Origin of the sequence: Clostridium amylolyticum (assembly GCF_900142075.1) — a bacterium.
GTDB classification, from domain to species: domain Bacteria; phylum Bacillota; class Clostridia; order Clostridiales; family Clostridiaceae; genus Clostridium_AA; species Clostridium_AA amylolyticum.
Map to the genome: position 1 here is coordinate 24,655 of NZ_FQZO01000005.1, position 13,681 is coordinate 38,335.

Genomic DNA, 13,681 nt, shown 5'->3' on the forward strand with positions numbered 1-13,681 from the left:
GCATCATCTCCCTTCTATTCATTAGAAGCTTTCATGTCTTCTTCATTAAAGTCTTCTAAGGAGTTTTGAATTTCCCATATTCTTTTATAAACCCCTTCTTTTTTAACTAGCTCTTCATGGTTACCGATATTTTCTATTTCACCATGGTTTAAAACTACTATTTTGTCAGCACTCATAACTGTAGATATTCTATGAGAGATTATAAAAGTTGTGTTGTCCTTACTTTGCTTTTTTAATTCTTCTCTAATTATTCTGTCCGTGCCAGAATCTACAGCACTTAAAGAATCATCAAAAATAAGTATAGGCATATTTTTTATAAGAGTTCTGGCAATGGCTACTCTTTGCCTTTGTCCTCCTGACAGGGTCACTCCTTTTTCTCCAACCACAGTATCATAACCTCTTTCAAAGGAAGTTATAACCTCGTGCACTGCTGCAGCAGTAGCTGCCTTTTCAATTTCTATATCTTTAGCATCTAACTTTGCTATTTTAATATTTTCCTTTATAGTTCTTGAATAAAGAAATGGTTCTTGAAGCACAATGCCAATATTACTTCTTATCCACTTTCTTTCAATATCCTTAAGCTCTATACCGTCAATTTTAATGGAACCGCTATTATAGTCATAAAGTCTTAATAAAAGATGAACTAATGAAGACTTTCCAGAACCTGTAGGCCCTACAATAGCAATAGTTTCACCTTTTTTAACATTAAAGCTAATGTCCTTTATTATTTCAGTATCCTTTTCATATTGGAAACTTACATTCTCAAAGCTTATTTCTCCTTTAATTTCTGGCTTTAAAGCCTTTCCATACTCTTGCTCTACAGGTGTATCAAGAATATTTGTAATTCTTCCTAGAGAAACAGACATTTTACCCATATCTGATAAGATTCTTCCTAGCTGTCTTACAGGCCATAACAGCATCCCTTCATAGGTGTTAAAAACCACCAGGGTACCTAGACTTATCTCACCTTTATTAGCAAAATATATCCCTGATATTAAAACTAGTCCAATTTGAACCATACAAAGTAAATCGGATATGGACCAATAATTTGAAAGTAAATTTATTAGTTTATAGTTTAAATCTCTATATTTTTTGTTTTCTTTTTCATACTTTTCTATTTCAAAGGTTTGCCTTCCAAAAGCTTTTACCACTCTTACTCCGCTTAAGTTTTCTTGAAGTATGGAAGTTAAAACTCCTTCTTGCGTATCAGCCTTCTCAAAATTATATTTTATCTTGTAAAAAAAGATATATGAAAACAAGAATATTAAAGGCACTATACACATAGCAATAAGAGTCATTTTTTTGTTTAAAGATAGCATCATTATTAATGCCGATGCTACAATAAACACCGCTCTGCCTATATCAACTAGCTGCATGGCAAAAAATCTTCTTACAGTATCTACATCAGAGGTGCATCTTTGTATCAAATCACCAGATTCTGAGTTTACATGATAGCCATAAGGCAGGTTTTGTATATGGTCATAAAGCTTCTCTCTTACATTCTTTGCTATATTTTCAGCAGCTTGAGAAGATAACTTTCCCCTTAGGAATAAAAAGATTCCTCTAGTGGTAGTTAAGATCACTAAACATAGGGAGCATATCCATAAATTTCTCCAAAGCACTTCTCTACCACCTAGTAATTTTATTAAATTTTCTATAGGTTCTGGTGCATTTAATGGATTGTTGGCAATGATAGAGTCTATGGTAATTTTTATAATCATAGGTTCTAGCATTGCTATAAAGGTTGATATTGCTATAGAAATAATGGCAGCAATATATAGGGCAATATTTCCTTTAATTAGTTTTAAAAGTTTTTTCAATGTGATTCACCAACTTTCTTTCTCTCTTAAATAAAATAAAAATTAAAAATAATAAAAATAAAAAGCCCAGGAAATCTATTCCAAGGCTTAATAAACAAAGGATTGTTTTTAAGTAAATATTATAATTTTTATGCAAGCATAATAATTTTAATAAAACCCTCCAAAATATAAAAAGCCATAGGTAACACCACCTATGGCTTGCATACATTAACAAAGAAATTTATTAAAGAACCCCACCTAGGTCGTGCATATATAATTGATTAAGTTGTACGTTTAAAATTCCATTGATAGCTGCATATTTAATATTGGCTAACATGTTCGCGACCTCCGTTCTTTAATAATTAAGATTTAATACATTTCCATTATATGCTTTAATTTTCCAAATAGCAATACATTTTTAAAATAAATATATAAATACCCAAAATCCTATATAATTTCTAATATATAACTTTAAGAACTAAACTTAAAATTAATCCACTTACTTATCCTTAGCTTTTCTCCAAAGCTTACGATAAACACTCCTGCAATTATAATTAAACTTCCAAACACTTGGTATATGGTAACCTCTTCTTGAAGTAATAATTTTGCACTTATTAAACTTACTATAGGCTGTAAATTTATATAAGTAGTTAGAACTGTAGGCCCAAGCTTTGGAAGGCAATAAATATAAATAGCATAAGCTACACAAGAGCAGAATACAGAGAGAAATAGTAAATTAAGCACTGCATTTCTAGAAGGTATTATAGCTTTATAAAACAATAATGAAGGTGATAAAAATATACACCCCCAAATAGCCTGATAGGTAGTGACGGTTATACTTTTATAATTTCCCTTAAACTTAGAAGTGACTACGTTATAAACCACCCAGCAAAGGGCTGCTCCCAATGCCATCAAATCTCCTAGGGTCCCTGTGGAAAATAAGCTTATTCTCTCTTTTGAAGCTATAATAATTATTATTCCAATAACACTTAAGGCAGCTCCAATGACCTTATACAAGGTTAACTTTTCTTTAAATATAATTCTTTGAGAAAACAGTGTAAATATTGGTATAGTTGATATTAATATAGCCACATTAGAGGCACTGGTAAAGAAAACAGAATAATTTTCAAAGAAAAAATATAATGCTACTCCAAATAATCCTCCTAAGGCCATCCTTAATCTATCTTCTTTTAACACTTTTTCCTGTGGAAATTTTACCTTTAAAACTATAAACAAAATAATTGCTGCAATAAAAAATCTATAAAATGCTGATACCGTAGGATTAATCTCTGATACTACCACTTTTATGCTTAAGTAAGACATACCCCACACTAACATAATAATTAATGCTAAAAAATGTGCAAATCTCTTATTATTCACTTATTCATCCCCTTTTACGTAATGTTTATAGCATTATTATAATATGATTATTGAGTATATGTCTTTACTTTTGAATATTTTTACTAAAACCAGCTAATTTGCTGTTTTTCATAACCGCTTTTGTAACCTGATATAATATCCTTCATTTTATACAATAATCCATATTTTTTGCACTCATGAGTAAATACTTCCCATAATTTTTTATCATTAATGGATGCATATTTATATCTATTTCCGTAAGTTTCCATATATCTTTTAACTAGCTTTTCTTCTGGAAACAATTTTGTTAATTCTTCATAATAATAATCCCTTTGATTTTGCCTAAGGGTTACCCCCATTCCATAGGCAAAAATAAACTTTGCTCCACTTTCATAAGCATTTTTTACTATATTTTTAATATTGTCCTCAGTATCATTTACAAATGGAAGTATGGGCATAAGTAATATTCCTGTATAGATTCCATTATCAGATAATTCTCTTATGGCTTTAAATCTTTCACTGGACACCTGCACCTTAGGCTCTAACTTTTTGCATAGTTCATCATCAAAGGTTGTAATAGTAATCTTTACTAATACTGGTGAGTGCTCTTTAATTTTCTTTAATATATCAATATCTCTAGTAACCAAAGTGCTTTTAGTAGCTATGGCTATTCCAAAATTATAATTATTCACTTGCTTAAGAGCATCTCTTGTAAGCATATGCTTTTTTTCATATGGATTATAAGGGTCACTCATGGCTCCTGTGCCAATAACGCCTTTTCTTCTCTTACCTTTTAACTCTTTTCTTATAATTTCAATAGCGTTTTCCTTAGCTCTCACCTTATCAAAATCTTCTATTCCATAGCATTCACTTCTGGAATCACAGTAAATACACCCATGACAGCAGCCCTTATAAATGTTCATGTTATAATTTATACCAAACCATGAATTATTCTCTACATACTGAGATATAATTGACTTTGCAGCTATATACTCCATATTAAAATCCTATCCTTATTTATCATTTTCTCTATAATAACAAATAAAATATGACAGGTATATGTCATATTTTATTTGTTAGAATTATTTTTTGTTTTCTACTAGATTTTTTCTTGAAAATACTATAAATACAATGGTTGTGGTCACCGCTGCAGTAATATCTGCAATAGGCTCTGCTATTAATATTCCTTTTGTTCCCCAGAATACTGGTAAGATAATAGCTAGTGGTATAAGCAAGATTATTTTTCTTAATAAAGCCAAGAACATGGATATCTTAGCTTGTCCCAAGGCAACAAAGGTATTTTGACAAGCAAATTGCGCTCCCATCAAAAGTGAACCAGCCATAAATATTCTCATTCCGTACTTTCCTAATTCTAAAAGGTTAGGATCATTAGAGAAAATACCCACGAAAATTTGAGGGGTTAGCATAGCTAAAGCCCACATCACTGTTGAATAAATCATAGAGCTTAAAAGTAATAGTCTAAATGCCTTCCTCACTCTTTGCATATTTCCTGCTCCGTAATTATAGCTTATAATCGGCTGAGCTCCTTGTGCAATCCCTATTATAGGCATTAGTAAAAATTGCATACTGCTTACAATAATAGAGAGAGCACCTACCAGTTGATCTGCATTAGCTCCTCCGTACTTTTTCATACCTGAATTTAGGGTAAGTTGCACTAAGCTTTCGGTAGATTGCATAATAAATGGAGAAATACCAAGAGCTAGCACTGGAAGTATAATTTTCTTCTCCAATTTAAAAAACTTCTTTTTAATTTTAATAATACTCTTTTTACTAAATAAAAATTTAAGTACCCATAAAGCAGATATTAATTGAGAAAAAATAGTTGCAATAGCAGCTCCTCTTACTCCCATATTAAATCCATAGATAAGAATTGGATCTAAAATAATATTGGTTATAGCTCCAACAAGCACTGTGATCATACTAATTTTCGCAAAACCTTGAGCACTTATAAAAGAGTTTAGTCCTAAACTTATTTGCACAAACAATGTACCTAACAAGTAAATAGAAAAATACTCATCTGCAAAGGTTAGAGTGTTAGCAGTAGCTCCAAACCAAGTTAAAAGATCTTTCTTTGTAAAAAAGAATACCATCATAAGTACTGCAGAAATAATACACAGGGAAATAAAAGAATTACTAAGTATTTTCTCCGCTTCATCTTTATTGCCTTCTCCCATTTTTATAGCAGCTATTGGAGCTCCCCCCATGCCAATAAGTGCCGCAAAAGCAGATATTATCATTATAATTGGAAAAGCTATACCTAATGCTGCTAAAGCCAAGGATCCATTCTCCGGCATTCTGCCTATGTACATTCTATCCACAATATTATAAAGTGCATTGATAATCTGTGCTGTAATAGCAGGCAGAGCCAATTTAAAAAGTAATTTTCCCACAGGCTCAGTAGCCAATGAATTCTCCATATCTTTCATCTTTATCTCTCCGTTCTTTCAAGTCCATAATTATCCTTCAAGCTTCAGCAATACTGGAAGCATTTAAATGTATTATATAAGCTTTAGAATTATATGTAAACCTAAAAAGCAGATGAGAAATTTAGTATTATTTCTCATCTGCTTCATTTGATTAGTTAATTTGCTGAATAGTAGCATCTTTTTGGAGAATTTATTTTTTCTTCTGTCTTTAAAGCTTTTAGAGCTTTATCTACTTCCTTCTTGTCTATGTTTGTTGCTTCTGCTATCTCTCCAGCTTTCATAGGCTCATTGGACTTTTTTAAGGTTTCTAGTACCAATTCTTTTGCATCCATATTTATCATCTCCTTAAGTAAAATGGTATTATTTAATATTATATCTAGAAATTCTTCTCTTTCCAAGTATAATTACTTTTAAAAAATACCTATTTTCTTTTATAATTAAGATGCTCTCTTTCTTTTTACAGCCAAGCCTATCCCTAAGGCAACTGCTCCTATTAATAGTATTAAAGTTGTATCATATAAATAACCTGTTTTAGGTAAATTATCATTAACCTGTGGCTTATTATCTTCTTTCTGTGTATTATTATTATCGGCAGGAGGTATATTATCTTCTTTTGGTACTTCTACTATGTCTTTCTTTATTGTGAAAGAAACTTCTTTAATAGTTTCATTAGAAGCCTTATCTTTAGCCATAACAACTAATTGATAGCTTCCTTCCTTTGTTATTTCTTCTCCCTTATACTCATTTCCGTTTAAGGTTATAAATACATTAGCCGTTTCATCATCTATCACTATCTGAGGCTTTACTTTTTCTTTGTAAATACCCCCATCTTCCACTCCAGTTATTTCTATTTTAGGAACCACCTTATCTATTACATATTCTTCTTTAATTATGGATGATTTTTTACCTCTTTCATTTATAGCTGTAAACTTTAAGGTTGTAGTTTCTTTGATATTTAATGTATCCTTATATTCAATACTTTCTTCAGTAGGGTCACTGCCATCTAAGGTATAATATATTTTCGCACCTTTATCCTCTGATAAAAGATTTACCGAAATATCTTTATTAAACAGCCCGCCTTTTAAATCTGCAGAAACTCCAGGTGATTCATTATTTATTGTAAATTCATCAACTATTGTCCCATCTGTTTTCTTTACTACCACCTTCATTATGTCTCCCTCTATCTCTACAGTGGTATAAATAGCTGTATTTTCATCATTATATACCTGAAAACTTCCATCATTTACCGCTTGATAATGCTTTGTACCTGTAGTCCCAGCTACCACATAGGTTGCTCCAGCCTTATTTTCTTTTCCATTCTTTAATGGCTTTGTCCTTCCATAAGCATGATCATGACCTGAAAATACTAAGTCAATTCCAAGTTCATCAATTACCGGTGGAAGCATCTCTCTAATTAATGCATTTCCTCCATCTGGATTTGTAAAGAATGGCGGTTGGTGTGTTAATAGTATATTAAACTTTTTAGTGGATTTTTTAATGTCTTCTCTTAACCACTGTAGCTCTTTCTGTAATAATTCCTTATCAGAAGTAAAGCTGATTACGCTCACATGTACATTGTTATATTCTGCAGAGTATACTCCTCCTAAATTCTCCTTTAATCCATTTTTAGGATTATTAAAATAGGTCTTTGCCATTACTGCCTCTGGATCTCCCATATATTCATGGTTTCCAAGAACTTGTACAGTATCTACTGAATTTATACCCTTATATTTTTCAAAAACACTAGTTATATAATCCCATTGCTGAAATACTGCTGCATCATCTATAAAGTCTCCTAAATGAGCTAGAAAATCCGGTTTTTCTTGATCATTATTCAGAGAATTTAATATGGTATCAAGCTGTGATAAGCCTTCCATTGTTGGAGATTGAGTATCACCCAGAACTACAAATTTAAAACTATCCTTTTCCTTTAGGGTTTTGAACTCTAAGTTATCACTCCAAACTTCTCCATCTCCAACCCTTACCACATACTCTGTATCAGACTCTAACTGAGAAAGCTTAACTGTGTTTAATCTTGCAATACCGTTTTTAGTGATATCGCTGTTACCTTTAAAGATATGATCTTTATATTCGCCCTCTACAGATTTAAATGCATTTTCTCCCTTTTCTAAATACTCATTTTTCAATGCAGCTTGTGCTTGAGCCTTTTCCTTAGATAATAAGGGATTGGAAATCCAGGAAATAACCTTTTGGGTTTTCCCATCCTCTCCTGCTGTAAAAATTATATTGCTTGGCATAGCCTCTTTTAGAGGAAGATACGTTTGGGTTTGAAGCTTAAAGGAGCTTAATCCATCCTTTTCAGCATAGATACTTATTTTTTGAACTTCTTTTGTAAGTTCGTCACTTTTTACATAACCTTCTGGGGAAGTTATACCCAATACGGTCTTTGTACCATCAGCCTTTTCCACAATAACATTAACAGCTTCTGCAGGATTTCCTTTTAAATCTAAAACCTTAATTACTGCAGCCTTTCCTACCATGATTTCTTCAGGTATTATATTAAAAGCTTCTATAACTGGGACCTCTGAAGTCTTTACAGAAAAACTCTTAACAAAGTTATCTTCTTTGCTGCTTTTATATTCTAAGGAAGAGGGTAACAGATTATATTTTACTACTGCTCCCTTAGTTACACTATTAGGTATATTGATGTTTATTAAAGCTATAGTATCTTCCTTTCCCTTTAAGCTGGAGTTATCTCCCTTTACTTCTAATATCCCTGTGTTTTTATCATAATTCCAGCTTCCATTGGATACTCCGGAAGAAAAATCTACACTGCTCACAGGATATACTTTATCTATGACAATTTTTAAATTAAAGCTCTTAAGGTCTGCTGTTTCTTTGGCTTTAAATTCTAATTGAAGCTTTCCACCTAATATAGCTTTTTCACCTACTGGTAATAAATCTACATTGGTAGAAGCTGTATCTACTTTAAAATAGGCAGTGCTTTCCTTTTCGTTTCCAAAGTTATCTTGAGCTGCTATTAAAACCTTATGGGTTCCATCTGCCCATTTAAGACCAGTTAAAGCCATGCTTCCATCCTTGTCATAGGAATAGTAACCTTTCTTTTCTGTATAATCTATACCATCTACAAAAATTCTTGTTCTATCCCAATTTATTCCTGATTTATAAGGATCATCAGCATAATCATATATTTTTGCAGTAATGTTAACTTGATTATTTTTATACACTTTATCTGTAACATTTATATCTTCTACTATTGGAGGGTATAAATCATCAACTTTGCTTCCATATATCGCTCTAATGTTGTCTACATAAAGAGCTCCTTTTGTCATAGGTCCTTCTAATCCTGACTTTAAAGACATTATTCTTATGGTTTGTGTTGAATGCAATGAAAAAGGTGAAATGAAAGTACTAGGAATTTCAGCCTCAACATACTTCCATCCTATCCAGTCTATACCTGGCTTTTGCCCTGTGAAGTCTACGGTTTTTGATTTTCCTGCCCCGTCTATTATATTCATTCTTAACCAGTAGCCTTTAGCTTCTTCAGTGGCATATACCCATGCCCCTATGGCTTTAGGATTTCCTGGTATGGCTATGTTTTTGCCTGGGCCAGCATATACTCCTAAGGTTGTTCCTTGCTGCGCCTTAGTAAAATCGTAATTAATCTTTAAAGAATGTGCGTCAAATCTGGCAGGCTCTTTAGGATAATCTGTCAGTGACAAGCTTCCCTCTTCTCCACGGCCAGCAGTGGATACCTTCCAAGCTCCAAGTCCTTGTTCAAAACCCTCTAGTACTATGGGTAGTTGACCTACAGTTACGTTTATAGAAGCATTAAGGCTTGTCCCTTTTATACTAGCCTTAATGGTTCCTGAAATACTCTTATCTCCTGCGGTTATAACTGCGTTTTCATCTATGTTACCCATGCCTTCAGGTATTTCCCATATAATATCCTCTTTATTTACTTTTACTGTTCTTCCATTAAACAATACCTGTAATCCTAAAGCTTTGCTTTCTTTTATGTCCATACTCAATTCTTTAGAATAGAAATATAATTCATTAGGAACAGCAATTTCCACATTGCTTTCTCCTACATTTTTATTATTGTACAATAGCTGAGCCTTAAATTGTCCTTGTTTTCCATTGGATTTAAATACTCCTGTTTTTCCATCAATAGCGCCAAAGCTGTTATCTGATAATACCCATTGTAATCCGTTTTCCGGCAAATTAGCAGAGGCTCCTGCTAAATCCCTGCCTTTTGCCTTGAAGTTTATTATTGAGTTTGGAGTAAAGGACTTTTCACTGGGTTCTATATAAGCACTGCTAAAAGTATGAGTTATTGGTTCTTTTGATACTATAAGCCAAGAGTTGGCAACGCTTCTTTCCCCCATATCAGAAGGACTATTTTTTACTTCTAAGCTATCTGTACCTGGAACTCTTGCAAGATGTGTGGAAGAGCCTCCTCCATCTAAATTTAGTGCTTCCACTGCTCCCATAGAAATCATCAAGTTTGCTAAATTAGTCATGGATAATCCTGCTGAATAAGGCTCCTGCCTGCCATCCACCGTTACGAAAAACACCTTTCCATCCTTATTTATTCCCACTGCGGTCCTAGGCTCTCTGTCTGCTCCAGTTTGCGGAGTTTCAAATACCTTTCCCTCTTTAACTAATATAGACTTACCACCTAGGGCCTCTTCTAAATTGCCTTTTACTTGTGAATATATATCATAATCTCCTATTACAGGAGTACCATCTTTTTTTATTCCAAAGAACTTCCATCCTTGTGACAGCTCTTTCACTATAACTCCATCTTTGATAACTGTCCCTATGGGCTCACCAGTAGCCATATTATAAAAATCAGCATTAACCCCTGCTACTACTTGCTCCCCTTTGCTGATTATTGTATTTGCTTGCTGTCTTACAGTTTCTAGCCCTGGTTCTGCAGCATCTTTTGGCGTTGCTGCTTCTATACTAACCTTTGGGTTCTTGGTATCTACTTCTATTACAAAAGCCTCTACCCTTTTCCCCTCATTATCTTTAAAGCTATAACTTTTTTCTACAACTCCTGGAGCCAAGGCTACATTATAACTATTTATAGTTTTAGAAATTACTGATGACGTAAAGCCAAAATCTCCTAAGGCTTGTACAATTATTGTAGATGTAAAGTTTAAAAATATAGATAGCGCTAAAATTACACTACAACTTTTAAACTTTGATTTTTTATGCATAACACCCCTCCTAATGGACTTTATTGTTATATGTACATTTCCACTTCAAGAAAAAGTGTAACATATTATGTATATTTTTATAACAAATCTTAACTTTTCTTAATATATTTTACATAATATTTACATTGGCTTTGTTAAATAACCAAAGAAACTAGTGCTTAAAATAACTCCGTGTTATAATTAGTGTTAGGTGATGATTATGATAAAGTTTGATAATGATTGGAATGAAATACTCAAAGATGAATTTAATAAGGATTATTACAAAGAGTTAAGAACTTTTCTTATAAAAGAATACCGTAGCAAAACCATATACCCAGATATGTATGACATTTTTAATGCACTTCATTATACTGCATACAAGGATGTGAAAGTAGCAATTCTAGGTCAAGACCCCTATCATGGTAAAGGTCAGGCCCATGGTCTTAGCTTTTCTGTAAAACCAGGAATAGCACCACCTCCTTCCCTTATTAATATTTTTCAAGAACTTAAAGATGATTTAGGCTGTTATATCCCTAATAACGGATATTTAAAGAAATGGGCAGATGAAGGGGTTTTACTGCTTAATACTGTCTTAACAGTAGTAGCTGGAAATGCAAATTCTCACAAGAATATGGGCTGGGAACACTTTACAGACAGGGTAATTTCCCTGCTAAATTTAAGAGAAGAACCCATGGTATTTATTTTATGGGGCAGCAATGCCCAGTCAAAAATAAATTTAATTACCAACCCAAATCACTTAATTTTAAAATCTCCTCATCCAAGTCCCCTTTCCTCATACAGAGGATTTTTTGGAAGCAAACCTTTTTCTAAGGCTAATAACTTTTTAGTTTCCAAAGGGATTAAGCCCGTTGATTGGCAAATAGAGAACTTACCTTAAAATTAATTAATAAATACATTTAAAATAATCAATATAAAAACTTACTCATACATTGTAAGTTTTTATATTGATTATATTTTTGGACAATATTTTAACTTGTTAACCTATTTTATCAAACGTCATTGACTTATTATATTGTTTGTATTACTATATATAATACAAACAATACAAAAATATTAAATAAGGAGTCTTATTATGATAATTAATCTTGATATGACTAGTTCAATTCCTATCTATGTGCAGTTGCGTAATGAAATAGTTATGGGCATAGGTAAAGGCAATTTAACTCTTGGTGAAAGTTTACCTACAGTTCGCCAAATGGCTGAAGATATTGGGGTTAACATGATGACGGTATCAAAGGCATATAATATTCTTAAAAATGAAGGGTATATTGAAATTGACCGTAGACATGGTGCAAAAATTAATCCTACTTTGGATATCAATGGAGAATTTAAAGAAAAGCTAGAGATAGACTTATCCCTTTTAATTGCAGAGTCAGGAATAAAAGGAGTTAACAAAAAAGACTTTATAGACTTATGTGAAAAAATCTTTAACAACATGGATGGAATAAATATAAAAGGATGTGAGGTTTAATGGTATCTATAATCTTCCTTTCTACTATTATAATTTTTGCCATAGCTTTATTGGCTACAAATGAAAGCGCTTCAAAAGCAAATAATAATATTATCTTAGGGGTTACCTTACCCTACGGACATTTAGATGATATTTTAGTTAAAAATATTGTGGCTAAGTATAAAAAACTATCTAGACTTTTAATTTTAATATTTGTAGTAATTTCAATTCCTACATTATTAATTAAAAATTATACATCCTTCTATATGGCATATACATTTATATGCATAGCTGCTTTATTATATTTTAACCACAAACTTTATATTAAATATTTTAAAGAGCTATTTACCCTTAAGAAAAACAATAATTGGTTTCTTGGAACAAAACGCATTGTGTCTGTAGATACAAAAGTATCTAGAATAAAAAACAAAATGCCTGTTTCAAAGTTTTATTTTATCCCATCCTTTATAATAAGTTTTATACCTATACTTATGGTTATTACTTCAAAAAAATATTTTAATGCAAGTAGTATATTCGTATCTTTAATCCCACTACTTCTTATTGTACCTTTTTTATATTTATACAAATCATACTCCTCTAAAAGGTCTGTAGTTTACAGCCAAAACACTGAAATTAATTTATACTGTAATTATTTACACAAAAGATTATGGTCTAGATGTTGGATTATTATAGCCTCTATAACAGCTATTACAAACGTTTTAACTGTTTTATATACTCTAAACATTTATTCAAATACTATATTATTTATAATTAACATTGCTTTATACACTATAGTTAGTTTATTCTTAATTATTAGCACCCACAAAAAAATTAGAGAGGAACAAAATACGCTATCCATAGCTTCTGAAAATCCTATTTACACAGATGATGATGACTACTGGGAAAAAGGATATTATTATAATCCAAATGATACTAGGGTAAGTGTTGAGAAACGTATTGGTTACGGCTTTACTTTTAATATGGCTAATAAGAAAGCAAAACTCATGACTTTTATTATTTATGGACTAACCATTTCTTTAGTTTTATTCTTAAGTATCATGTTCATTATCTTTGATACCTCAGAATTTAAACTGACCATAGATGGTGATACAGCTAAGATTTCTGCTCCAGTATACGGTTATAGCTTTAATATTAATGATGTGAAAGAAGTTAAAAAAATTGATACGCTGCCCAGAGGGCCTAGAACCAACGGAGCTAGTACTGATAGATATAATTTAGGAAATTACAATTTAAATAATTATGGCAAGTCAAAAATGTATGTATATAACGAAAATCCACCTTTCATAGTAATAAAGCTCGATAATATGTATGTTTTTCTAAATGGAAAAACTAAGGATGCCACGGAAAGATACTATAATATGCTTTTAGAAAGGATTAAGTAATAAAATGGCATAAAGA

Annotated in this window: 9 protein-coding genes; 3 read left to right on the forward strand and 6 right to left on the reverse strand. The window is 31.9% G+C overall.

The window, feature by feature from the left end:
* Positions 1 to 14: 14 nt before the first annotated feature.
* The 6 genes from BUA82_RS11800 to BUA82_RS11830 all read right to left on the reverse strand — a co-directional run bounded on the left by BUA82_RS11800 (position 15) and on the right by BUA82_RS11830 (position 10,812).
* Positions 15 to 1,820, reverse strand: coding sequence for an ABC transporter ATP-binding protein (locus BUA82_RS11800; protein WP_073008283.1), 1,806 nt, complete (start codon positions 1,818 to 1,820; stop codon positions 15 to 17).
* Positions 1,821 to 2,270: 450 nt separating this feature from the next.
* Positions 2,271 to 3,179, reverse strand: coding sequence for a DMT family transporter (locus tag BUA82_RS11810; RefSeq protein WP_073008288.1), 909 nt, complete (start codon positions 3,177 to 3,179; stop codon positions 2,271 to 2,273).
* 83 nt (positions 3,180 to 3,262) lie between these two features.
* Positions 3,263 to 4,156 (reverse strand): SPL family radical SAM protein, encoded by an 894-nt coding sequence (locus tag BUA82_RS11815; protein WP_073008291.1) that lies wholly within the window; start codon positions 4,154 to 4,156, stop codon positions 3,263 to 3,265.
* 84 nt (positions 4,157 to 4,240) lie between these two features.
* Positions 4,241 to 5,605 carry an MATE family efflux transporter gene (locus BUA82_RS11820; protein WP_143148621.1) on the reverse strand — a complete coding sequence of 455 codons (1,365 nt, stop codon included), beginning with the start codon at positions 5,603 to 5,605 and terminating at the stop codon, positions 4,241 to 4,243.
* A 155-nt stretch (positions 5,606 to 5,760) separates the two neighbouring features.
* Positions 5,761 to 5,937, reverse strand: a complete 177-nt coding sequence (locus BUA82_RS11825; RefSeq protein ID WP_073008295.1) for an HTH domain-containing protein — start codon at positions 5,935 to 5,937, stop codon at positions 5,761 to 5,763.
* A 105-nt stretch (positions 5,938 to 6,042) separates the two neighbouring features.
* Complete coding sequence (locus BUA82_RS11830) at positions 6,043 to 10,812, reverse strand: phosphodiester glycosidase family protein (RefSeq protein WP_073008298.1); 4,770 nt, start codon at positions 10,810 to 10,812, stop codon at positions 6,043 to 6,045.
* Between the two features lie 199 nt (positions 10,813 to 11,011).
* Here BUA82_RS11830 and BUA82_RS11835 point away from each other — a divergent pair, with 199 nt between their 5' ends.
* From BUA82_RS11835 to BUA82_RS11845, 3 genes are all read left to right on the forward strand, one after another.
* Positions 11,012 to 11,689, forward strand: coding sequence for a uracil-DNA glycosylase (locus BUA82_RS11835; RefSeq protein WP_073008302.1), 678 nt, complete (start codon positions 11,012 to 11,014; stop codon positions 11,687 to 11,689).
* 195 nt (positions 11,690 to 11,884) lie between these two features.
* Positions 11,885 to 12,283 carry a GntR family transcriptional regulator gene (locus BUA82_RS11840; RefSeq protein ID WP_073008305.1) on the forward strand — a complete coding sequence of 133 codons (399 nt, stop codon included), beginning with the start codon at positions 11,885 to 11,887 and terminating at the stop codon, positions 12,281 to 12,283.
* Positions 12,283 to 13,665 (forward strand): DUF5808 domain-containing protein, encoded by a 1,383-nt coding sequence (locus tag BUA82_RS11845; RefSeq protein ID WP_073008307.1) that lies wholly within the window; start codon positions 12,283 to 12,285, stop codon positions 13,663 to 13,665. Before BUA82_RS11840 ends, BUA82_RS11845 begins: the two co-directional genes overlap by 1 nt.
* Positions 13,666 to 13,681 lie beyond the last annotated feature (16 nt).

What these genes read in the sequence shown, in the direction of transcription:
- BUA82_RS11830 (WP_073008298.1), bottom strand. Translation starts at nt 10,812, where the DNA reads ATGCATAAAAAATCAAAGTTTAAAAGTTGTAGTGTAATTTTAGCGCTA.
- BUA82_RS11820 (WP_143148621.1), bottom strand. Translation starts at nt 5,605, where the DNA reads ATGAAAGATATGGAGAATTCATTGGCTACTGAGCCTGTGGGAAAATTA.
- BUA82_RS11840 (WP_073008305.1), top strand. Translation starts at nt 11,885, where the DNA reads ATGATAATTAATCTTGATATGACTAGTTCAATTCCTATCTATGTGCAG.
- BUA82_RS11825 (WP_073008295.1), bottom strand. Translation starts at nt 5,937, where the DNA reads ATGGATGCAAAAGAATTGGTACTAGAAACCTTAAAAAAGTCCAATGAG.
- BUA82_RS11845 (WP_073008307.1), top strand. Translation starts at nt 12,283, where the DNA reads ATGGTATCTATAATCTTCCTTTCTACTATTATAATTTTTGCCATAGCT.
- BUA82_RS11835 (WP_073008302.1), top strand. Translation starts at nt 11,012, where the DNA reads ATGATAAAGTTTGATAATGATTGGAATGAAATACTCAAAGATGAATTT.
- BUA82_RS11815 (WP_073008291.1), bottom strand. Translation starts at nt 4,156, where the DNA reads ATGGAGTATATAGCTGCAAAGTCAATTATATCTCAGTATGTAGAGAAT.